The following is a 20,393-nucleotide window of genomic DNA, read 5'->3' as shown; positions in this document are numbered from 1 at the left end:
CGCCTGTTCCTACTTGGCGGGCGGAGTCGTCTTCTTGGCGGCGGGCTTGCGGGCGGCCGGAGCCTTCTTGGCAGCGGGCTTCCGGGCCGGCGCGGGCGCGGCCTTGGCCTCGACGGCGGCCGGGGCGGCAGCCTTCGTCTCGGTCGCCTTGCTCTCGGTCGCCTTCTCGGCTGCCTTGTCCTCGACCGGCTCGGAGTTCGGCTCGACGGCGATGGCCAGTTCCTCGATGCCCTCGGCGGCCTCGCCGCGCCAGGTCTTCACGGCCTGCTCGCCGTGCTCGGCGACCTTCTCGTACGTCTCGCGCGCCTTCACGGCGTACTCGGCGGCGACGCCGACACCGCGCAGGGCGAGGTCCTGGGCGCTCTCGCCGAGCTTCTTCAGGTCGGCGTCGATGGTGGAGCCGAGCTTCTTGAAGTCGCCGTCCAGCGTGCTGATGAACTCGCCGACCTTGGCCTGGAGGGTCTCCTGCGCCTCCTTGGCACGGGCAGCGGCCTTCTCCTGCGCCTCCTTGGCGCGAGCGGCGGCCTTCTCCTGAACCGCCTTCGGGTCGGTGGCGCGTACGGCCTCGATCCGGGCCGGCGCCTCGGCGCGCAGCTGCTCGACCAGGCCGGGAACCTTCTTGGCCTGCTGAAGGGCGAGGTCGGCGGTGCCGGCGGCGAAGTAGAGGGGGGTGGGGTCGCTGAAGGTCTTACGCAGGTCTTCGGTGATGGCCATGGTGATGGTCCTCCCGGGTTGCTTGGAGCTGAGGGTTTTTGATTTACGACGTGGGTGGGGCCGGTCTCGACTGATGCGTCCTATGTTCGGGGCATTGGTCGCATTCGTTGCGTCAACTGGCCGTCTGCTGCGGGTCGGCGTCGCTGCCGGTGCCTATGTCCGTGTCTCTAAGAGCACCGCTCGGGACGTCCGGCACGGGAACGTCCGTCGCGGCGGGGGCGCTGTCGGGATCGGGGGCGGAGTCGAGGTCCGGGTCGGAGTCGAGGTCCGGGTCGGCGACTGCGAACCCGTTCTCCTTGCGGAAGGACTCGTAGATCTGCAGCAGCACCTGCTTCTGCCGTTCGTTGAGCGTGGGATCGGCGAGGATGACGGCTCGCGTGGTGCCCTCCCGCCGCCGCTCCTCCCCGTCCCGCTCGGCATCCAGGATCCCGGCCCGCACGTACAACGTCTCGGCGGAGATCCGCAGCGCCTTGGCGACCTGCTGCAACACCTCCGCGCTCGGCTTGCGCAGCCCGCGCTCGATCTGACTCAGATACGGATTCGACACCCCGGCGGCATCGGCGAGCTGCCTGAGGGACAGCTGCGCGGTGCGCCGCTGTTCACGCAGGTACTCACCAAGACTGCCGACGTTGAGCGATGCCATGCCTCTACTTTGCAGCACCCTTGCTAACTATTGCAAGCGCCTGCTTGCAATAGTGTGCCACGCCACTTTGGGGCGGGAGTCCTCGTTGTCCTGTCTCTGTGATGTCCGGGCAGTCTCGGAGATCTCCGGGCATCTGAGCTGACGTCTCAGTCATCTCCGGGCATTTAGTGGGGTGTCTCGGTCTTCTCCGGGTACGCCGCCGTGGCTGTGCCTACGGTCGTCGTGGCTGGTCGGCTTCGTTCCGGAGGCCCGGATGGATGCGTGTGAGGTGTCGGCGGAGGACGTCGAGCTGGAGTACGTGAGCGCGTCCGGGGTCCGTGAGCGTGGACCGCTGACGCGTCTGTGGTCGGTCCGGTTCGAGTCGGTACGGCCCGAGCGCCGGTTCCCGGCTTTCCGGGGGCAGGGCAACTGGTGCGGCTGGTACTGGTCGGCGACATGTGGCGGGCACGTGGGCTACGAGTCGTGGCTGGAGCGTGATCGTCTGATGCTGCTCGACTTCGACCCGCTGGTGACAGGCATCTCCTCACAGCCGTTCCGGCTGTCCTGGGCGGAGCCGGGAGGGAAGCGGGTGCGGCACACGCCGGACTTCTTCGTCCGCCGGACTGACGGCACGGCCCTGGTGGTGGACGTGCGCCCTGATGAGCGGATCGAGCCGCAGGACGCGGTGAAGTTCGCGGTGACCGCGGCGGCTTGCCGGTCGGTGGGCTGGGACTTCGCCCGGGTGGGGACGCCGGATGCGGTGCTGATGGCGAACGTGCGGTGGCTGGCCGGCTACCGGCATCCGCGGGTACACCACCCTGACGTCGCCGATCGCCTGGTGGAGGTATTCGCCGACGACGCCGGTCTACTGGACGGGGCTCGGAGGGTGGGTGATCAGATCGCGGTGCTGCCGGTGCTGTTCCATCTGCTCTGGCGCCGGACTCTGACCACGGACTTGGAGAGCGGGCTGTTGTCGGCGGACACGCAGGTCCGGCATGGCGAAGTATGGGAGGGAGGCGGGGATGTCGTCGCGTCCGCGGCTGCTGCGAGCGGGTGACCTGGTGCGCTTCGACGGACGGCTTCATACGGTCACCGCGTTGGAGGGGACTGCCGTCCGGCTGGTCGACGAGGGCCAGTCAGCGAGCGTGGTGATGCTGGCCCATCTGCTGTCCTCCACCGGCTTCGAGGTGGTCACACCGGCCTCGGTGCGGACGGTCGTCCCACCGGCTGGAGCCCTGGAAGGACTCCCGGCCAGGGCGGTTGAGCGGGCCGAGTGGTGGCAGCGGCACCTGGTGGAGATGCTCACCGGGCGGCCCCTGGACGATCCGCACGACCCGGTGAAACCCGAGTACGACCCGGCGGTCTGGTCCCTGCGTCAGCGGGAACTGGCGAAGGCAGCCGAGCTGGCGGCGGCGGGGACGGCGGTGTCGCTGACCGTCCTCCAGGACATGCGGGCCCGGTTCGAGCGGGAGGGAGTGCTCGGGCTGGTCGACCCGCGGCTGCGGACCGTCTCGGACGGCATGGGCCGCACCGACCGGCGGGTGGTCGAGGCCCTTCGGAAGATCGTGGACGAGCAGACCAGCCGGTCCACGGTCTCCGCGCAGGTGCTGCGGCGCCGAATGGAACGCCTCCTGGAGGCCGAGCACGGCCCCGGAGTGGTGCCACTGCCGTCGCGCGCGACGTTCTACCGGCTGCTGAATGCGGTCAGCTCCGGGCGGCACACGCTGGGCTCGGCCCGCACCCGCCGCTCGCTGGCCAAGCAGCCGGACGGCATGTTCGGCCAGCTCACCGCGGCCCGCCCGGGCGAGGTGATGGAGATCGACTCGACTCCGCTGGACGTGCTGGTCGTTCACGACGACGGCACGGTGGACACCGTCGAGCTGACCGGCATCGTCGACATCGCGACCCGCACGCTGGCCGCGGCGGTGCTGCGGCCGTCGACGAAGGCGGTGGACGCAGCCCTGCTGCTGGCCCGGGCGATGACGCCAGAGCCGATGCGTCCGGGCTGGGCGGACGCCCTGCGGATGTCCCGCTCAGTGCTGCCGCACACCTCGCTCATGGCGCTGGACGAACGGCTGGCCCAGGCGGCGGCGGTCCCCGTGATCACGCCGGAGACGATCGTCTGCGACCGGGGCAAGGCCTATATCTCCGACACGTTCCGCTCGGCCTGCCAATCGCTGGGCATCTCCTTCCAGCCCGCCCACCCCGATACCCCGACGGACAAGCCGCACATCGAGAAGACGCTGGGCTCGGTGGCCACGATGTTCGTCCAGCACCTTCCCGGCCACAAGGGACGCAGCACCGAACACCGCGGCACCGATCCGGCCGCCGAGGCGGTCTGGACGATCCACCAGCTTCAAGAACTGCTGCAGGAATGGATCGTCCACTGGCAGAACCGGCCGCACGACGGGCTGCGCGATCCGCTGATGCCCGGCAAGGCCTTGAGCCCGAACGAGAAGTACGCCGCCCTGGTCGCAGCCGCCGGGCACGTCCCGGTCGCGCTCGGCCCCGATGAGTACATCGAGCTTCTGCCCCGGCGCTGGCGGACGATCAACTCCTATGGGATCCGCATCAACCACCGCACCTACGACAGCACGGAGTTGAACCCGTTCCGTCGGCAGCCCTCCGGCATGGGCCCTGACGGGCGGAGCTGGGAGGTCCACTACGACCCCTATGACATCTCCCGCGTCTGGGTACGCAACCACCGCCAAGGCAGCTGGATCACCGCTGTCTGGCGGCACCTTCGCACCGCCCCGACACCCATGGGCGAGCTGGCCTGGGACCATGCCCGCCGCATTCTGGCCCGGCGCGGCACCGATCCTGTCAGCGAGGAGGAGATCGCCCAGGCCGCCCTCGCGCTGCTGGATCGGGCCAGCGACGGACCACAAGAGTCCGCGGCCATGCCGGCGGAGCCAAAGCGGGGCAGTCGCAGGGATCGCAAGGTCGCCGCCCGCACCCGCACCACCAGTGCCCCCGACCGGCCCTGGACGCCCCCGGACCCGCCCGAGTCCGGCAAAGACGACACCGGTGAGGGCGCGGACGACGAACTCGCCGACGTCATCCCGCTGGAGATCTTCGACGCCCGGAAGGAGGCCGAACGATGGTGGTAAAACCGCCCGAGCCGGACGACGAGGCCCCCGCCGGGGAACCACGCACCGACCCGTCCACCACGTTATCCGGGTGGCGGCATTTCGTGGACGCCGATCCCGCCACGTTCGACCTGCTGCCCGACGACCGGTGGCAGGCGCTGGACAGGGTGCAGAGGGATGCCTACGACGAGGCTCGCATCGCTTACCACTCCGAACTCCAGGTCGTGCGGACCTCCACGGTCAAGGAGATCGCCCACCAGGGCCGCCTGCTGACCCTGCTCAATCAACGCGAACACGGGGCTCGTCGCGGACTGATCGTCTCCGGCGAGTGGACCACCGGCAAGACAACCGCCCTCAAGCAGCTCGCTCGCCTCCATGAGCTGCGCGTCCGGCAACGCTATCCGGGCAGCGACCGCATCCCGGTCGTCTACATCACCGCTCCTCCTCGTGGCTCACCCCGCAAGCTGGCGATGGAGTTCGCCCGGTTCCTCGGTCTGCCGCTCATCACGCCGCGGCACAACACGACCGACGTCACCAGCGCGGTCTGCCAAGTGCTGATCGAGGCCCGCACGGACCTGGTCCTGGTCGACGAAATCCACCTGATGAACCACGCAACGACCGCAGGCGAGGAGCTGTCGGACCATCTCAAGTACTTCACCGAGCACCTGCCCGCCACGTTCGTATATGCCGGGATCAACGTCGAACACTCCGGGCTGTTCGCCGGGATCCGCGGCAGCCAGCTCGCCGGCCGCTGCGTGCTCATCCGCACCGGCCCCTTCCCGCTCAACGCCGAATGGCGGTCGCTGGTGGCCAGCCTGGAGGGCACGTTGCGGCTGCATCAGCACGAACCCGGAACCCTGGTGCGGCTGTCGAAGTATCTACACCAGCGCACCGGCGGCATGATCGGAAGCCTCTCCCACCTGATCCGCGCCGCAGCCGTCACCGCGATCCTGGATGGCAGCGAGCGCATCACCCGCTCCGTCCTGACCACGATCCGCATCGACCACAGCAGTGAATCCACTCAGTCCGGCCAGTCCACTCCTCGGAGATCCGCTGGATGACCACACCCTTTCGGCCTGTGATCTTCCGGCCGTTGCCCCGGCCCCTCCCCCCGTTCCCAAACGAGACCCTGAACTCGTACTGCGAGCGGCTGGCCCGCGCCAACCGCATTCCCGCAGAACGCCTCCACACCCCCTCGCGATGGCTGGCGCACGACGACGACTCCGTCACCGCGCTTCTGCGGCGTCTGACGATCCTCACCGGCCTGCCCCGGGAGACGTTCTGGCACGCACTGCCGGAACTGCGCTGGAGCCACGAGCACGGCATGAGCCCTCTGGGCCGCTCCCTGCCTCCGGTCGTGTCCATGCGCCTACGACGACGCTGGGCCTGCCGACGCTGCACGGCCACCCGAACGCCAGGCCAGCACGTCATGGCCTGGATCCCCATCTACACCCACGCCTGCCTCCAGCACAGGCTCTGGATCGGCGAAGCCGTCACTGTCACGCGCGAACAGGTTGACCTCGCGCAGATGCCAGAAACCCTCTGGGCTCAGCGTCGCCACCACCGCCTCGTCCGACGTCATGGAGAGAGAGTCACCGCTGAGTGCTTTCGGACCGGCGGCGCCCTTTGGAAACTGTTCGCGGCGCATCACTACACGCTCGTCCCGGACGCCCTCGGCCAGGGACTCGCCAAGCCCCGCGGCCCCTACCTGTCCTGGGGGCCACAGCTCTACGCGGCGGCCTATCCAGCGGCCGTCACGATGATGTCGCTGGTCGCCTCACCTGCCTGGCGATCCCTCCTCGCCGAGAGCATGTTCCCCAGCGATGTCGACCGCTTCATGAAGGAGTTCACGCGACGGCTCCCGCCAAACCACCCCGCCTATGTCACCAACCTGCCCGCCCTCGCCGGCAAGACCGGCGCCATGATCCGCCGCGTCACGCAGATCTTGCGCGAGAACAAGGCCGCTTGAAAGCCGCCAGATGCGCAAGCCCTCCTTGACAATTCAAAACTGTCAAGGCGTACTTGCCTCATGGCTCTCCCAGACCTTGACGACCTCATCGCAGAAGTCGACCGAAGGTGCGACACCGCGCACCGTCCCGGCGGACAAGAACAGCCCGACTGGCTCGCCCTGTTGACCGTCGCCGCCCAACTCGCAGGCCAGATGCAGGCGCTGGCAGACGACCTGGTCGAGGACTACGTCGAGCACTGCCGGATGCACGGCTCCTCATGGACCGACATCGGCGCTGCCTTGGGCGTGACCCGACAGGCGGTGCAGCAGCGCTTCCATGCCCCGCACAAGCGCTACAGCCCGGAGATGATGACCGACGAGCTCCGCCAGGCGATGACCCACGTCAAGCAGGCGGCAGTGCACCACCGCAACAACTACATCGGCACAGAGCACCTGCTCTGGGGACTGACCACGGAGGAAAACAGCGCCACCCGGCTCTTGCAAGCCGCAGATGTTTCGCCGGAGACGGTCCACCAATCCGTCGGAACCCGGCTGAGCATGGGCGCCTCCCAGGCAGCGGAGCGCATCGCCTGGACGCCTTACTCCCGCAAGGCCATCGCCATCGCGGAGGCACGATCCGAGCAGAACGGCTCCGATCGCATCGACTGCGATGACCTGCTGATCGGACTCGCCCAGGTCGGCCGCGGAGTCGCCGCCGTCGTCCTGGCCGAGGCCGGTTTCGACCCTGCCGCCCTCGACGCCACACCGGCCGACGCCTGAGTTCATCACGACCACGGCGACCGATATCCGACCCTGCGAGAGCATGGCTCCCTGCCCGGACTTTGGTGAGACACACCGACGAATCCCGTCTCACTCAAGTCCGGGCACCGCAGGTCAGCGCAGCACGATGCCCGGACTTATCCGAGACAGGACACTCGTCTTCCGCAGCGAGCACCAAGGATGCGCGTTCTGGGGCGTACGGCTGGGGGACCTCGGACAGGACGATCCCGGCGCTGCTTGGCAGCGGAGCCGAGATCCCATGTGGATGGGGAGGGAAGAGTCACCCGTGTGCTGGTTCTCCGCACCGGGAAGCCCTTGAGGCTCGCCGGGACACCGACCGACCTGCCCGGCACCCGCGGTTTGCCTGGAAGGCTGGGAACGTTGATCGCGCGAGGACGGATCGACAAACAGCTCGGGCAGATCCGAGACGAGACAGCCGCGACGGAACTACGCGCACACAGCTCAGCGTCCATCCCTGACACACAAGATCACGGATGACGACGGAGCCCGGGACATGACAGACACAGCCACCCGATACCTCTACCTCGCCCGGCACGGTGAAGCGTCAGCGGATGAGACGACCCTGACGGACAGCGGGCGGCGTCAAGCTGTTCTGCTCGGTGAACGGCTCAAGAGCACCCCGCTCTCCGCAATACACCACGGGCCGTTGCCCCGGGCGCAGCAGACGGCCCGGCTGATCAGCGCACAACTTGACGACGCCGTCCCGCTGCACCAGTCGGAACTGGCCGGCGACTACATCCCCTACCTGCCCACAAAGGACGAGCTGCCGCCGGATTCTGCCGACGCCATGCTCGGCTTCCTCGGTCAGGTTCCGGAAGAGGAGCGCAACCGGGGCCCAGCATTGGCCCGGGAAGCTCTCGCGGCATTCACAGGCCCGGTCGACGGCGATCGCCCCCGCCACGAACTGGTCGTCACACACAACTTCCTCGTCGGATGGCTGGTCCGAGCCGCCATCGACGCACCCGAGTGGCGCTGGATGGGCCTCAACCACGGCAACGCGGCTCTGACGGTCATCCGCTACGCACCCGGCAGGCCGTCCTCCGTGCTCTTCCACAACGACATGCGGCACCTGCCCGCAGAGCTGCGCTGGACCGGCTTCCCACCCGAACTCCACCTCTGAAGACCAGGCGCAGCGGGCGGTCTTGACGCCCGCCCCGCCGTGCGGTGCCATGGCCTTGGCGGAGGAGGTGCCATGGGGCCCGATGGGTACGGTGACGCCGGGGACCCTGCCGGTGAGGGCGAGGGGGACCGGCCGGGCAGCTCACCGGATCCGCATCGTCCGGTGCCCGCGGACGGTTTCTGGGTGGGGGTGCTCGTCGTGATCGCGGTGGTGCTCGTCCTGACCGTCCTCGTCACCCACATGGACTGGAGTCCCGGGAACCCGACCAACAACCTGCCGCCCTACAAGTGACGTCTCCGGAGCCGGTGTACCGCGTGGATGAACTGGTCGAGCGGGTCGACGGTCGCGATCGTGTGGTGGGGGTGGTCAGCCGTCGGCAGGCCATTCGGGAACGTTGGCTGCATCGGGTCGCCGTGACCGTGTGTCGTGACGGGCTCGGGCGGGTTCTTGTCCACCGGCGGGCGGAACACCTTTCGCGCTTCCCCGGGTTGTATGAGGTTGTTGTCGGTGGCGCGGTGACTGTCGGCGAGTCCTACGAGCAGGCCGCCGCGCGGGAGTTGGCCGAAGAACTGGGTGTTCGTGTGCTGCCGCGCCTGCTGTTCACGTTCGTCAACCGGGCCGGCCTCAGTCCTCACTGGCTCGGCGTGCACGAAGCCGTGATGCCGGATTCCGTGATGCCGGATTCCGTGGTTCCCGATCCCGACGAGGTCGCCTGGTACGGCTGGCTGACCGAGCCGGAGCTTCGCTCGGCCCTGCTCGAGTGGCGCTTCACTCCCGACAGCCATGAAGCCTTCAGTCGGTATCTCGCACTTGAGTAGTGCCCGGTCCTGACCCTCCAGGCGGTCGGTTCAGCAGCGCTTCCGTGAACATCTCGCGGCGCTCCCCCAGCCAGGTCTGGATACGGTCCCAGCGTTCCCATCCGCCTCGCTCGGCCAGCGCCTGGACGTAGACCGGGTCGCCGTCAGCCACTCGGCGGGCGACGAACGTTCGGCAGACCTCGGTGGCCTGCTCGATGACGTCGGGCAACTCGGCGCGGTCCTGCGGCGTAAGGCCGTAGCTGTCGGCAAGGATCCGCAGCCGTACGGGCGCGTCCAGCCCGGAGGAGGAGGGGTAGGAGGGGGCCGCGGACGCCGGGTCGAGCAGGGGAATCCAATAGCGGGCGGTCATCGCGACGTCCCAGAGCGGGCGGCCCGGGGCTGCCATGTCGAAATCGATCAGGGCAGCGGCACTGCCGTCGCGGAAGACGACGTTCTCCGGGCATACGTCGTTGTGGCACAGCATCGTTCCCCCCTCCGGGTCGGCCAGGTCCCCCGGCCACCCGGCACCGGTGTCGATCTCGACGGCCGCGCCGGCCTCATGCAGGCGCCGCAGCAGCCTCCCCACCGATTCCAGGGCCGTCCTCGTCATCGCCCAGTCCGCGAACGGCGGCAGAGCCACGTCTCCGGGGATGAAGGTGAGCTGTTCGCGGCCGTCCTCGGTGAGGCCGACTGGGGTCGGCGCCGCGTCGAAGCCGTGTTCCTTCAGGGCGAGGAGGTACGCGTGCAGGGCGTGCGCGTTGCGCGGCGCCGGGCGCTCCACCAGCGTGCCACGGCGGAAGATCGCCCCCGCGTTCGCCATTCCGCCGACCAGCGCCTCGCCCTCAGCCGTCATGACGATCACGTTATCGCCACGCCGCCGGCGACCGCCGCCCGCCGGCTCAGGACACGATCTCGTAGACCACCACCCCCACCACAGAGACAAACAACGCCAGGATGACCCCGCAGGTGAGACGGAACCGGAAGATGCTCCAGAACTCCGCCCGTCGGCCCTCGGGGGTGTCAGTGCGCCAGACCGACGGGATGTCCACACGGCCTTCGGCGATATCCGTCGCGGCCCGCCGTACATCGCCCGGGTGATACGAGTAGTAGGTCGGCGCCGCCCCGTACGTGCCCCGGCTCTCCCCGCCGAACCGGCGGGTGCGGACATCAGCACGATGCGCGGTTCCCGGCAGCCAGTCCTCGCGCACCGGCCACAGCGCGGCGACCTCGCGCTTGTCCAGCCAGGGCTCCTCCTCGTCCTCGCGAGCCGACTCGGGTACTCCTGGATCCGGCGTGCTCGGCATACGTCCCCCTCGATCCCGAAAATGCGGCAAGCCCCCGCCCCCCGGCGGGCCTCAAGTACACACCCGCCGCCCCGCACCCCGACAGAGCGCCTGCGGCGCCACCGCACACACGCGCCAGCGCTACAGCCCGCCGTAGGGCATCCTCAACTCGCCGCAGCGCCGAACCACTTCGGCAGCGCCTCGAGCAGGCCCCCTTGGTCCTCGCCGACCCAGGCCACGTAACCGTCCGGTCGCAACAGCGCGGCGGGCAGGTCGAGTTCGGCCAGTTCGTCACTGCTGTCGACGACGTGGTCCACCCTGTCCTCCCAGCCCGACACCGTCAGGCGCCCGGTCTGGTCGAGGAGCAGGCCTCGGCCGGCGTGGGTCTGCTCGTACAGCCGGCCCCTCTTCAGCGTCACGTCCCGGAGGCGGCGGCCGAGCAGATCATGGCTGGACCCGTCGCCGCCCGTCTCGCCGTCGCCGAAGTCGTAGCGGATGCCGATTCCGGTCAGTTTCTCGATCAGGTGGCGCTTGACGTCCTCGAAGTCCATCAGTTCCGACAGCAGTCGGCGCATCGGCTGGAGGTTCGGGTCGGCGGACATCAGCAGCGTCTGCGCTCGGGTGTTGTCCAGTACGTCGGCGGCCACCGGGTGGCGTTCGGCGTGGTAGCTGTCGAGCAGGCCCGCCGGTGCCCGGCCGGAGAGCTCGGCGGCCAGTTTCCAGCCGAGGTTGAACGCGTCCTGGATGCCGAGGTTGAGCCCCTGTCCGCCGACCGGCGGATGGACGTGCGCCGCGTCGCCGGCCAGCAGCACCCGGCCGACGCGGTAGCGCTCGGCCTGCCTGGTGGCGTCGCCGAAGCGGGAGATCCAGCGCGGCGAGTGCACACCGAAGTCGGTACCGGCGTACGCGCGCAGTTGCTTCTTGACCTCGTCCAGGGTCGGCGCCGAGCGGTCCTCGGTCACCCCGTCGGCGGGTACGACGACCCGGTACACCCCCTCGCCGCCCATGGGCCCGAGGCCGAACCACTTCTCCTTCTTGCGCACCTCGACCACCACGGAGGCCACCGTCTCCTGCGGTACGCCCACCTCCATCTCGCCCAACAGCGCCTGGACGCGGGTGGGTTCGCCGGGGAAACCGACGCCGAGCAGCTTGCGTACCGTGCTGCGGCCGCCATCGCAGCCGACGAGATGGTGTGCGCGCAGCCGGGTGCCGTCGGCGAGTTCCGCGGTCACCCCCGTCTCGTCCTGGCTCAGTCCGACCAGCTCGCAGGAGCGCCGGATCTCGGCGCCGAGTTCGACGGCGCGCTCGGTCAGCAGGCGCTCGGTGAGGGGCTGCGGGATGCCGAGTACGTACGGATGTGCGGTGTCCAGGTGTTCGGGCGCGGGCTTGTCGATGGCGGCGAAGAAACCGCCGCTGACCGGGTACTGCTTGCCGTGCTCGAGGAACCGCTCCAGCAGACCGCGCTGGTCCATCACCTCGATGCTGCGCACATGCAGACCGAGCGAACGAACGACCGGCGTCGGCTCCGCCTCCCTCTCCAGTACGACCACGTGCACGCCGTGCAGCCGCAGTTCGGCCGCCAGCATCATGCCGGTGGGTCCGCCGCCGACAACGATCACGTCAATCATGAGACCCCCATCATCGGCAGCCCTCATTGACCGCGATCCCCGCGGCACCCGCGATTTCCACGGGTCCGGGCTGCCTCGGCCGACGATTCTGCGGCACCACGGGGGTCTTGCCGCAAGCCCCCCACTGCGCTATAGCTTGAAAGTGGCGGGGGATGTGCAAGTGCTCGTGTGTGCGCGTCAGCGCCGGCCCGTGGTGAGTCTGTGGGCCGAGCGCTCGTACGCCCGTAGCTTCTCGGGTGTCAGGATCCAGTACAGCCCGTCGATACCGTCCGCTCCCACGGTGGCGCTCATCAGGGCGATGGCTCGGCCCTCCTTGGCGACCAGCATGGCGGGGCTGCCGTTGGCCTCGACCACGGCGTAGTCGGCCCCCGGGAAGAACTTCTTGGCGAAGGCGCTGATCCTGGCCACGCGTCCGACGCCCGCGACGTCCAGCCGTGCCACGCCTCGCATGCCGTTGCCGTCCGCGTAGGCGACGACGTCGGCGGACAGCATGTTCTCCAGCGCGGCGACGTCACCCTCCCGTGCCGCCGCCATGAAGGCTTCCAGCAGTCGCCGGTGCTGGGTCGCGTCCACGGGATCCCGGCGCTCGGCCGACAGACGTTTGCGGGCCCGGCTGACGAGCTGGCGGGTGTTGGCCTGGCCCAGTTGCAGCATGGCCGCGATCTCGTCGTACGGATAGTCGAAGGCCTCCCGCAGCACATAGGCCGCCCGTTCCACGGGGTTCAGCTTCTGCAGGACCAGCAGTACGGCCAGCTCGAGCGCCTCGCCGCGCTCCGCGCCGACCTGAGGATCCGTACGGGTGTCCACGAACTCCGGGAGCCACGGACCCACGTACGCCTCACGTCGTACCCGCGCCGACTGGGCCACGTTGATCGCCAGGCGGGTGGTGGTTTTCGCCAGGAACGCCCCGGGATCCAGCACCACCGCGCGGTCGGTGCCCTGCCAACGTACCCACGCGTCCTGCACGACGTCCTCGGCCTCGGACACGCTTCCGAGGACGCGGTAGGCGATGCCGAACAGGCGCGGACGCAGCCGCTGGAACACGTCCGCCGCTTCGTCCAGCTCGTGTGGACCACGCGGATTGTGCGGCTCTTCCATGATGCCGATGCCTCCGCCTTCGTCTTCGCCTTCGTCTTCGTCTTCGTCTTCGCCGACGCGTTCTCGGGTGCCGGTTGGATCCTATTCCGGGCATCCGTCGAGATCAGGACCGGCGCCGAGGGCCGGTGGTACGGTCGCGGAATGGACCCGCAGGAACTCGCCAACCTCGCGCATCTGCGTCGGGCACGGGATCTGATCGACCGGGAGTACGCGCGTCCGCTCGACGTGCCGACGATGGCCCAGCGCGCGCTGATGTCCCCCGCGCACTTCTCGCGGCGGTTCCGGGCCGCCTACGGCGAGACGCCGTACAGCTATCTCATGACCCGGCGGATCGAGCGGGCGATGACGCTGCTCCGCGCCGGGATGAGTGTCACCGACGCGTGCATGACCGTCGGGTGTACCTCGCTGGGCTCGTTCAGCTCGCGGTTCACGGAGATCGTCGGTGAGACGCCGAGCGCGTATCGGAGCAGGGAACACGAGGCGGTGACGGCGATGCCGGCCTGCGTGGCGAAGGTGCAGACCCGGCCGAGCAGAAACCCGCCGACGGCGGACGCGCAGGTCACGGAGGCGCCGGACATCAAAAACGTACCGAGCAGGATTCGAGAAGCGGGCCGTACGGCCGCCGCCTAGCGTTGTCGGCATGGACATCGCACTGCAGTACTGCCACATCACAGTCAACGACCCCGACGAGGCGCTCGGCTTCTACCGTGACGCGCTCGGCTTCGAGGTCCGCAACGACGTCGCATCCGGCGAACACCGCTGGGTCACCCTCGGCAGCTCCGCGCAGCCGGACCTCGAACTCGTACTCTCCCAGCCGCACGCGGGCCGCTCCCAGGCCGACGGGGACACCCTGCAGGAGCTGCTCACCAAGGGCGTCATGCCCATGTTCGTCTTCCGCACCGACGACCTCGACGCCCTGTTCGAGAGGGTACGGGCCTCCGGCGCCGAGGTGCTCCAGGAGCCCATGGACCAGGCGTGGGGCCCGCGCGACTGCGCGTTCCGCGACCCGTCGGGCAACCTGGTGCGGATCTCGCAGAAGCCGAAGGGCTGAGAGCTGAAGGGTCAGGGGTCGCGTCACACCCTGCCGAGCACCACCCAGTAGGAAAACCGTACGAGGACGAGACAGACAAGACGGACGAGACGGAGACCCGATGAGCAGGACCACGAGGACGGACTCGCAGGCGGCCGACGCGGCGGGCTCGGCCGGCGCGGCGGGCGTGACCGACGCGGCGCACGGTGCCGACAGCCACGACCTGATCCGTGTGTACGGCGCGCGCGAGAACAACCTCAAGGACGTCAGTATCGAGCTGCCGAAGCGTCGGCTGACGGTGTTCACCGGGGTCTCCGGTTCGGGCAAGAGCTCGCTGGTGTTCGACACGATCGCCGCCGAGTCGCAGCGGCTGATCAACGAGACGTACAGCGCGTTCGTCCAGGGGTTCATGCCGACGCTGGCGCGCCCCGAGGTGGACGTACTCGAGGGGCTGACGACCGCGATCATCGTCGACCAGCAGCGGCTGGGCGCCGACCCGCGTTCCACGGTCGGCACCGCCACCGACGCCAACGCGATGCTGCGCATCCTCTTCAGCAGGCTGGGGGATCCGCACATCGGGCCGCCGAGCGCGTACTCCTTCAACACCGCGTCGGTCCGCAGCAGCGGGGCGATCGCCGTCGGCAACAAGAAGGCGGTGAAGGCGACCTACAACCGCACCGGCGGTATGTGCACGCGCTGCGAGGGCCGGGGCGCGGTCTCCGACATCGACCTCACACAGCTGTACGACGACTCCAAGTCGATCGCGGAGGGCGCGTTCACCATCCCGGGGTGGAAGTCGGACAGCCAGTGGACCGTGGGGCTCTACGCCCAGTCCGGCTTCCTCGACCCGAACAAGCCGATCCGCCGGTTCACGAAGAAGGAGATGCACGACTTCCTCTACGGCGAGCCGACGAAGGTCAAGGTCAACGGCGTCAACCTCACCTACGAGGGGCTGATCCCCAAGATCCAGAAGTCGTTCCTGTCCAAGGACAAGGAGGCGCTGCAGCCGCACATCCGGGCGTTCGTGGAACGGGCGGTCACTTTCACGACCTGTCCCGAGTGCGAGGGCAGCCGGCTCAGCGAGGGGGCCAGGTCGTCGAGGATCGGCAAGATCAGCATCGCGGACGCCTGCGCGATGGAGATCCGGGACCTGGCGGAGTGGGTCCGTGGCCTCGACGAGCCGTCGGTCGCGCCGCTGCTCACCGCGCTCCAGCACACGCTGGACTCGTTCGTGGAGATCGGTCTCGGCTATCTCGCGCTCGACCGCGCCTCGGGCACGCTGTCGGGTGGCGAGGCGCAGCGCGTGAAGATGATCCGCCATCTCGGTTCCGCCCTCACCGACATCACGTACGTGTTCGACGAACCGACGATCGGCCTGCACCCGCACGACATCCAGCGCATGAACGACCTGCTGCTGCGGCTGCGCGACAAGGGCAACACCGTGCTCGTGGTCGAGCACAAGCCCGAGGTGATCGCGATCGCCGACCACATCGTCGACCTGGGCCCCGGCGCCGGTACGGCGGGCGGCACGGTCTGTTTCGAGGGGACCGTGGAGGGGCTGCGGAGCGGCGGTACGGTCACCGGACGCCACTTCGACGACCGTTCCGCGCTGAAGGCGGCGGAGGCGATCCGCAAGCCCACCGGCACGCTGCCCATCCGGGGCGCGACGAAGCACAACCTCCAGGGCGTTGACGTGGACATCCCGCTCGGGGTGCTGTGCGTGGTGACCGGGGTCGCCGGGTCGGGCAAGAGCTCGCTCATCCACGGGTCGCTGGTCGAGACGCGGGGTGCCGTCGGCGAGGGTGTGGTGGCGGTCGACCAGACGCCGATCCGCGGCTCCCGGCGCAGCAATCCTGCGACGTACACCGGGCTGCTCGACCCGATCCGTACGGCGTTCGCCAAGGCCAACGGGGTCAAGCCGGCCCTCTTCAGCGCGAACTCCGAGGGCGCCTGCCCGACCTGCAACGGTGCCGGTGTCATCTACACCGACCTGGCGATGATGGCCGGGGTGGCCACGACCTGCGAGGACTGTGAGGGGAAGCGGTTCCAGGCGGCGGTCCTGGAATACCGTCTCGGCGGCCGGGACATCGCCGAGGTGCTCGCGATGTCGGTGACGGAGGCGGAGGAGTTCTTCGGGGCGGGCGAGGCGCGTACGCCGGCCGCGCACCGCGTCCTGGACCGGCTCGCGGACGTCGGCCTCGGCTACCTTAGCCTCGGCCAGCCCCTCACGACCCTGTCCGGCGGCGAACGCCAGCGCCTGAAGCTGGCCACCCACATGGGCGAGAAGGGTGGCGTGTACGTCCTCGACGAGCCGACGACCGGCCTCCACCTCGCCGACGTCGAACATCTGCTCGGCCTGCTCGACCGGATCGTGGACTCCGGCAAGTCGGTGATCGTGGTCGAGCACCACCAGGCGGTCATGGCCCACGCGGACTGGATCATCGACCTGGGCCCGGGCGCGGGCCACGACGGAGGCCGCATCGTCTTCGAGGGCACCCCGACAGACCTGGTGGCGTCCCGCAGCACGCTGACGGGGGAGCATCTGGCGGGGTACGTCGGGGCTTGAGCAGGGGCGCAAGCAGGACTGCCCCCTGCTCAACCAACCGCCCTACCCGCCTCGGCCGGACGGCTGGACATCCCGGTGAACTCCGACACCCGGACCGAACCGAGCGTGCCGGGCCGCGCTCCGGCTGGCCCGCGCTCCATCTGGCCCGGAGGCCGGACGGGCCGGGCGCCGGACGAGCCGGAGGCCGGACGGGCCGGGCGCCGGACGAGCCGGAGGCCGGACGGGCCAGGCGCCGGACGAGCCGGAGGCCGGACGAGCCGGGCGCCGGACGGGCAGGGCGCCGGACGAGCCGGGCGCCGGACGAGCCGGGCGCCGGAGGCCGTCGGCCGCGGCAGTGGCCCGAGGGGCTTCGTGAGTCGCGCCCGCCGCTCTCACGACTCTCGGAGCCACTCCTCGACGACCACGAAGTCCGCGTCCCGCAGGCCGTGTCGGGGGTCGACACGGTGCAACAGGGCGCGGCCGGGGTGGTGTTGGGCCACCCAGCGGCGGTCGGCATCGGTCACCTCGTCGTCGAGCCACACGAAGTCCCGCCCGGCGGCGAGATCGACGAGCGGGCGGGTCTTCCAGTGCACGCCGGGCGCGGTGGCCGCGCCTGGCCCGCCAGGCAGGTCACCGGCGTACGGGTCCGCGTACGGGTCCGGGTCCGGCCAGTTCGCCACCGGGAGGGTGGGCAGGCCCAGCCACGGGGAGACCATCTCGTTCGCCTCGTCCATCCACGTCGTCGCCCACACCAACTCGCAGGCCAGCGCGGCCAGTCGAGGGCCGAGGGCCGGGTTGATCCGGGGCAGCAGGGGGTTGGTCCCCGCCGCCGGGAGTGGCAGCGGCCGGGCGGGCCGGTGCGTCGGGTAGCCGTCCGGATACTGTTTCGGGGTGCCGCCGAACGGGATCAGCGGGCCGTCGACATCCAGGAACACTAGAGGCGGGTTCAGAACGGCAGCGCCCTCCCGTGTACGACCTCCAGCCGGGACACCGCCCGGGTCAGCACCACGTACAGCCGATGCAGACCGCGCCCGGTCGTGCCCTCCGCCTCCGCGATCGCCGCCGGTTCCACCACGACCACGTGGTCCCACTCCAGCCCCTTCACCGCCGTCGCCGGCATCACCGCGACCCGTCCTCCGCTCACCGTCACGCCCGCGGCATCCAGCACCTCCCGGACGGCCGCCACCTCCCCGTCCGCCGCGACGACACCCACCGAGCCCTCCCCGGCCAGCGCCCGGCGCACCGCCGCCAGCGTCTCCGCCGCGATGTCGGTCGCCGTCACCACCCTCAACTCCCCGTCTCCGCGCAGGGATCGGGCCGGCGGCACCGGTACGTCCAGGCGGGCCAGGAGTCGGTTGGCGAAGGCGACCACCGTCTTCGGCACCCGGAACCCGACAGTCAGCGGGATCACCGTGGCGTCCGGCTTGCCCAGGTGGCCCAGCAAGGGCCCCCACTCCCGTGCCGCCCACGGTGTGGTGCCCTGGGCCAGGTCGCCCAGGACCGTCACCGAGCCGTACGGCACCCGGCGTGCGATGGCCCGGCACTCCATCGGGGAGAGGTCCTGGGCCTCGTCGATCACGACATGGCCGTATCCCTCGGGGTGCTCGATCAGCCCGGCGACCTCGTCGAGGAGGACCAGATCGGCGGCCGACCACCGCGCCGACTTCCACGATCTCGGGGGACGCGCCCAGCAAACCGCCCGCTGCTCGTCCTCCGTCAACAGTCCCTCGGCCGCTCGCGCCAACGCCCCGGCGTCCGACAGGAGTTCGGCCACCACCTCCTCCGGACGCACCCGCGGCCACACCGCCTCGACGTACGCCCCCACCGGCCGCGCCCGCTCGATCCGCCGTACCCACGCGTTCGGTTGCGGGCCGGCACGCCGTTCCGCCTCCCGCTGGATACGGTTCACGACCCGCGTCCGTACGCGCTCACGCCCCACGGCGTACGGCGGCTCCTCGGCCCGTACGCCGGCCACGATCCGCGCCAGCTCCGCCGCGGAGATCCGCCAGCGGTACGAATCGTCGGGCACCTCGAGGGAGTTGGCATATCCCTCGACCTTCACCCGTGCGTACAGCGCGCGGCGCAGCACCTCCGCCATCCGCGCGTCGTGCTTCACGACGGCGGCCCGTTCGTCGTCCTCCCCGCGTACCGGATGGCCCGCGATCTCGTCCGTGACCGTCGACTGCCTCACGCCCGTCTCACCGAGGGCGGGCAGGACCTCGGAGATGTAGGAGAGGAACGTGCGGTTGGGGCCGAGGATCAACAGGCCGCCGCGCTGGACGCGTTGGGGGTACGTGTAGAGGAGGTAGGCGGCCCGGTGCAGCCCCACGGCCGTCTTGCCGGTGCCGGGGGCGCCCTGCACGCACACGGAAACGCCGAGGCCCGCCCGTACGAGGTCGTCCTGTTCGGGCTGGATCGTCGCCGCGATGTCCCGCATGGGCCCGACCCGGGGCCGCGCGATCTCCCGGGCGACCAGCCCGTCCGCACCGCCCGCCGGACCGGCCGGCTCCCCGGAGACGGGATGGTCCAGGTGTTCGTCCTCCAGGCCGGTCAGGTCGGCGGAGTCGCCCGTGCTGCCGGGTGCCCAGCCGAACCGGCGTCGTACGGCCACGCCCTGCGGGTCGCGTGCGCTCGCCTGGTAGAAGGCCCGGGAGACGGGGGCCCGCCAGTCCACGACGAGGGGCGGGCGGGTCGGGTGCTCGCTGATCCGCAGGCGCCCGATGTGATAGCTCTCGCCGCGGTGCTCGCCGCCCCGGTCGCCGCCGTCGAAGTCCAACCGGCCGAAGAACAGGGGCCCTTCGGGCAGTTCACCCAGCGCCTTCGCCTTGCTGCGCAGCTGGTATCCGAGTACCTCCGCGTCGGCCCCGGAGGCGGAGACGTCCTCGCCGGTGACGACGTGTTCCCGGGCGCCGTCGATCATCGCGGTGAGGGCGGCGCGGCAGATGTCGTGATGGGCGCGTTCGCGGCGCAGGGAATCACGGAGCGGTGACGTCATTCCACCACCGTACCGATTTACCGTAACCGAGTTAAATATTTTACCCGGTAGCGTTGCTCACATCCCCCGCCCGCAGCCACGGCAACCCGGCCTCCAGCTGCCGGAACGCCCCCTCCGCCGCCGCGACCGCGTCCCCCCGGACCGCCTCCACCGTCTCCCCCGCCGCGATCCGCCGCCAGTTCTCCTGGGCAAGGATCCGCAGTACGGCGATGATCTGGCCGGCCGCCAGCCGGGCCGCCAGGGTGTCGCCGAGGGCGACGGCGAGTACGGCCTCCGAGCGCTGCTGGTACTCGTACGCCCGTGCGACCAGCGAGGGGGTGCCGTAGAGCAGCCGGTGGAAGGCGAGCACCCCGGGGGCGCCGTTGAGGCCGGTGACCGGGTCCTCGCGGCTCAGCCCGTCGAGGAAGTGCCGACGCAGCGCCTCGACCGGCGACACCCCCGCCCCGGCCGCCCGCACCACCCGCGCCGCCTCGTCCTCGTGATCCGCGAAGCGGTGCAGGACGAGGTCCTCCTTGGCCGGGAAGTACCGGAACAGCGTCGGCTTGGAGATCCCGGCGGCGGCGGCGATCTCCGCGACGGACACCGCGTCGAAGCCCTTCTCGAGGAAGAGCCGGATCGCGATGTCGGACACGTGTCGGTACGTCTGCTGCTTCTTGCGCTCGCGCAGCCCTGTTCCTGCCATGGGGCGAGGGTACGCACTGCCGCGACCCGTGCGCCCGCACC

General features: G+C 70.0%; 20 protein-coding genes. 11 read left to right on the top strand and 9 right to left on the bottom strand.

The window, feature by feature from the left end; genetic code table 11:
* Window positions 1-9: 9 nt before the first annotated feature.
* Together ABZ855_RS34315 and ABZ855_RS34310 are read right to left on the bottom strand one after the other, a co-directional pair.
* Window positions 10-714: a hypothetical protein gene (locus ABZ855_RS34315; protein WP_360813486.1), complete on the bottom strand. Its 705-nt coding sequence runs from the start codon at window positions 712-714 to the stop codon at window positions 10-12.
* A 112-nt stretch (window positions 715-826) separates the two neighbouring features.
* Window positions 827-1,357 carry a helix-turn-helix transcriptional regulator gene (locus tag ABZ855_RS34310; RefSeq protein WP_360813484.1) on the bottom strand — a complete coding sequence of 177 codons (531 nt, stop codon included), beginning with the start codon at window positions 1,355-1,357 and terminating at the stop codon, window positions 827-829.
* Window positions 1,358-1,610: 253 nt separating this feature from the next.
* On the opposite strand from ABZ855_RS34310, the gene ABZ855_RS34305 reads away from it, so the two are divergent.
* The 8 genes from ABZ855_RS34305 (at window position 1,611) to ABZ855_RS34270 (ending at window position 9,112) form a co-directional block, all read left to right on the top strand.
* Window positions 1,611-2,393, top strand: a complete 783-nt coding sequence (locus tag ABZ855_RS34305) for a TnsA-like heteromeric transposase endonuclease subunit (RefSeq protein ID WP_360813482.1) — start codon at window positions 1,611-1,613, stop codon at window positions 2,391-2,393.
* Window positions 2,359-4,446: a transposase gene (locus ABZ855_RS34300; RefSeq protein ID WP_360813480.1), complete on the top strand. Its 2,088-nt coding sequence runs from the start codon at window positions 2,359-2,361 to the stop codon at window positions 4,444-4,446. The genes ABZ855_RS34305 and ABZ855_RS34300 overlap by 35 nt, the downstream gene beginning before the upstream one ends.
* On the top strand, window positions 4,437-5,486 hold the full coding sequence (locus ABZ855_RS34295) for an ATP-binding protein (RefSeq protein ID WP_360813478.1): 1,050 nt from the start codon (window positions 4,437-4,439) through the stop codon (window positions 5,484-5,486). Before ABZ855_RS34300 ends, ABZ855_RS34295 begins: the two co-directional genes overlap by 10 nt.
* Window positions 5,483-6,394: a TniQ family protein gene (locus ABZ855_RS34290; protein ID WP_360813476.1), complete on the top strand. Its 912-nt coding sequence runs from the start codon at window positions 5,483-5,485 to the stop codon at window positions 6,392-6,394. The genes ABZ855_RS34295 and ABZ855_RS34290 overlap by 4 nt, the downstream gene beginning before the upstream one ends.
* A gap of 60 nt (window positions 6,395-6,454) precedes the next feature.
* Window positions 6,455-7,153 (top strand): Clp protease N-terminal domain-containing protein, encoded by a 699-nt coding sequence (locus ABZ855_RS34285; RefSeq protein ID WP_360813474.1) that lies wholly within the window; start codon window positions 6,455-6,457, stop codon window positions 7,151-7,153.
* A gap of 514 nt (window positions 7,154-7,667) precedes the next feature.
* The gene (locus ABZ855_RS34280) at window positions 7,668-8,294 is read left to right on the top strand and encodes a histidine phosphatase family protein (protein WP_360813472.1); all 627 of its coding nucleotides are present in this window, start codon (window positions 7,668-7,670) and stop codon (window positions 8,292-8,294) included.
* 72 nt (window positions 8,295-8,366) lie between these two features.
* On the top strand, window positions 8,367-8,585 hold the full coding sequence (locus ABZ855_RS34275; RefSeq protein ID WP_360813470.1) for a hypothetical protein: 219 nt from the start codon (window positions 8,367-8,369) through the stop codon (window positions 8,583-8,585).
* A 14-nt stretch (window positions 8,586-8,599) separates the two neighbouring features.
* Window positions 8,600-9,112, top strand: a complete 513-nt coding sequence (locus tag ABZ855_RS34270) for an NUDIX domain-containing protein (RefSeq protein ID WP_360813583.1) — start codon at window positions 8,600-8,602, stop codon at window positions 9,110-9,112.
* Here the strand turns inward: ABZ855_RS34270 and ABZ855_RS34265 are convergent.
* The 4 genes from ABZ855_RS34265 to ABZ855_RS34250 form a co-directional block, all read right to left on the bottom strand.
* Window positions 9,087-9,944 (bottom strand): phosphotransferase, encoded by an 858-nt coding sequence (locus tag ABZ855_RS34265; protein ID WP_360813468.1) that lies wholly within the window; start codon window positions 9,942-9,944, stop codon window positions 9,087-9,089. The two genes, ABZ855_RS34270 and ABZ855_RS34265, sit on opposite strands and share 26 nt — an antisense overlap.
* Window positions 9,945-9,990: 46 nt before the next feature.
* The gene (locus ABZ855_RS34260; protein ID WP_360813466.1) at window positions 9,991-10,395 is read right to left on the bottom strand and encodes a hypothetical protein; all 405 of its coding nucleotides are present in this window, start codon (window positions 10,393-10,395) and stop codon (window positions 9,991-9,993) included.
* A gap of 143 nt (window positions 10,396-10,538) precedes the next feature.
* Window positions 10,539-12,002, bottom strand: a complete 1,464-nt coding sequence (gene rox / locus ABZ855_RS34255; protein ID WP_360813464.1) for a rifampin monooxygenase — start codon at window positions 12,000-12,002, stop codon at window positions 10,539-10,541.
* 177 nt (window positions 12,003-12,179) lie between these two features.
* On the bottom strand, window positions 12,180-13,100 hold the full coding sequence (locus ABZ855_RS34250) for a sigma-70 family RNA polymerase sigma factor (RefSeq protein ID WP_360813462.1): 921 nt from the start codon (window positions 13,098-13,100) through the stop codon (window positions 12,180-12,182).
* A gap of 141 nt (window positions 13,101-13,241) precedes the next feature.
* Between ABZ855_RS34250 and ABZ855_RS34245 the strand changes: the two genes are divergently transcribed.
* The 3 genes from ABZ855_RS34245 to ABZ855_RS34235 all read left to right on the top strand — a co-directional run bounded on the left by ABZ855_RS34245 (window position 13,242) and on the right by ABZ855_RS34235 (window position 16,696).
* The gene (locus ABZ855_RS34245; RefSeq protein WP_360813581.1) at window positions 13,242-13,730 is read left to right on the top strand and encodes a helix-turn-helix transcriptional regulator; all 489 of its coding nucleotides are present in this window, start codon (window positions 13,242-13,244) and stop codon (window positions 13,728-13,730) included.
* Window positions 13,731-13,740: 10 nt separating this feature from the next.
* On the top strand, window positions 13,741-14,151 hold the full coding sequence (locus ABZ855_RS34240) for a VOC family protein (RefSeq protein ID WP_360813460.1): 411 nt from the start codon (window positions 13,741-13,743) through the stop codon (window positions 14,149-14,151).
* Between the two features lie 100 nt (window positions 14,152-14,251).
* On the top strand, window positions 14,252-16,696 hold the full coding sequence (locus ABZ855_RS34235) for an excinuclease ABC subunit UvrA (protein ID WP_360813458.1): 2,445 nt from the start codon (window positions 14,252-14,254) through the stop codon (window positions 16,694-16,696).
* A gap of 371 nt (window positions 16,697-17,067) precedes the next feature.
* Here the strand turns inward: ABZ855_RS34235 and ABZ855_RS34230 are convergent, their stop codons facing one another.
* Genes ABZ855_RS34230 through ABZ855_RS34220 form a run of 3 tightly spaced genes read right to left on the bottom strand, consistent with a single transcriptional unit; the run spans window position 17,068 to window position 20,352 of the window.
* Window positions 17,068-17,625 (bottom strand): HAD domain-containing protein, encoded by a 558-nt coding sequence (locus ABZ855_RS34230; protein WP_360813579.1) that lies wholly within the window; start codon window positions 17,623-17,625, stop codon window positions 17,068-17,070.
* The gene (locus ABZ855_RS34225) at window positions 17,622-19,670 is read right to left on the bottom strand and encodes an AAA family ATPase (protein WP_360813456.1); all 2,049 of its coding nucleotides are present in this window, start codon (window positions 19,668-19,670) and stop codon (window positions 17,622-17,624) included. The genes ABZ855_RS34230 and ABZ855_RS34225 overlap by 4 nt, the downstream gene beginning before the upstream one ends.
* Before the next feature lie 40 nt (window positions 19,671-19,710).
* Complete coding sequence (locus tag ABZ855_RS34220; RefSeq protein WP_360813454.1) at window positions 19,711-20,352, bottom strand: TetR family transcriptional regulator; 642 nt, start codon at window positions 20,350-20,352, stop codon at window positions 19,711-19,713.
* Window positions 20,353-20,393: the final 41 nt, after the last annotated feature.

The sequence above is a fragment of the Streptomyces sp. NPDC047042 genome (assembly GCF_040644035.1).
Classification (GTDB): Bacteria; Actinomycetota; Actinomycetes; order Streptomycetales; family Streptomycetaceae; genus Streptomyces.
Note: the sequence above shows the minus strand (reverse complement) of the source record. Positions and strands in the feature narration are given on the sequence as shown.

Coding starts and splice junctions, on each gene's coding strand:
- ABZ855_RS34225 (WP_360813456.1), bottom strand. CDS start 19,670: ATGACGTCACCGCTCCGTGATTCCCTGCGCCGCGAACGCGCCCATCAC.
- ABZ855_RS34280 (WP_360813472.1), top strand. CDS start 7,668: ATGACAGACACAGCCACCCGATACCTCTACCTCGCCCGGCACGGTGAA.
- rox (WP_360813464.1), bottom strand. CDS start 12,002: ATGATTGACGTGATCGTTGTCGGCGGCGGACCCACCGGCATGATGCTG.
- ABZ855_RS34265 (WP_360813468.1), bottom strand. CDS start 9,944: ATGACGGCTGAGGGCGAGGCGCTGGTCGGCGGAATGGCGAACGCGGGG.
- ABZ855_RS34250 (WP_360813462.1), bottom strand. CDS start 13,100: ATGGAAGAGCCGCACAATCCGCGTGGTCCACACGAGCTGGACGAAGCG.
- ABZ855_RS34220 (WP_360813454.1), bottom strand. CDS start 20,352: ATGGCAGGAACAGGGCTGCGCGAGCGCAAGAAGCAGCAGACGTACCGA.
- ABZ855_RS34235 (WP_360813458.1), top strand. CDS start 14,252: ATGAGCAGGACCACGAGGACGGACTCGCAGGCGGCCGACGCGGCGGGC.
- ABZ855_RS34315 (WP_360813486.1), bottom strand. CDS start 714: ATGGCCATCACCGAAGACCTGCGTAAGACCTTCAGCGACCCCACCCCC.
- ABZ855_RS34285 (WP_360813474.1), top strand. CDS start 6,455: ATGGCTCTCCCAGACCTTGACGACCTCATCGCAGAAGTCGACCGAAGG.
- ABZ855_RS34295 (WP_360813478.1), top strand. CDS start 4,437: ATGGTGGTAAAACCGCCCGAGCCGGACGACGAGGCCCCCGCCGGGGAA.
- ABZ855_RS34245 (WP_360813581.1), top strand. CDS start 13,242: ATGGACCCGCAGGAACTCGCCAACCTCGCGCATCTGCGTCGGGCACGG.
- ABZ855_RS34305 (WP_360813482.1), top strand. CDS start 1,611: ATGGATGCGTGTGAGGTGTCGGCGGAGGACGTCGAGCTGGAGTACGTG.
- ABZ855_RS34300 (WP_360813480.1), top strand. CDS start 2,359: ATGTCGTCGCGTCCGCGGCTGCTGCGAGCGGGTGACCTGGTGCGCTTC.
- ABZ855_RS34275 (WP_360813470.1), top strand. CDS start 8,367: ATGGGGCCCGATGGGTACGGTGACGCCGGGGACCCTGCCGGTGAGGGC.
- ABZ855_RS34260 (WP_360813466.1), bottom strand. CDS start 10,395: ATGCCGAGCACGCCGGATCCAGGAGTACCCGAGTCGGCTCGCGAGGAC.
- ABZ855_RS34240 (WP_360813460.1), top strand. CDS start 13,741: ATGGACATCGCACTGCAGTACTGCCACATCACAGTCAACGACCCCGAC.
- ABZ855_RS34310 (WP_360813484.1), bottom strand. CDS start 1,357: ATGGCATCGCTCAACGTCGGCAGTCTTGGTGAGTACCTGCGTGAACAG.
- ABZ855_RS34290 (WP_360813476.1), top strand. CDS start 5,483: ATGACCACACCCTTTCGGCCTGTGATCTTCCGGCCGTTGCCCCGGCCC.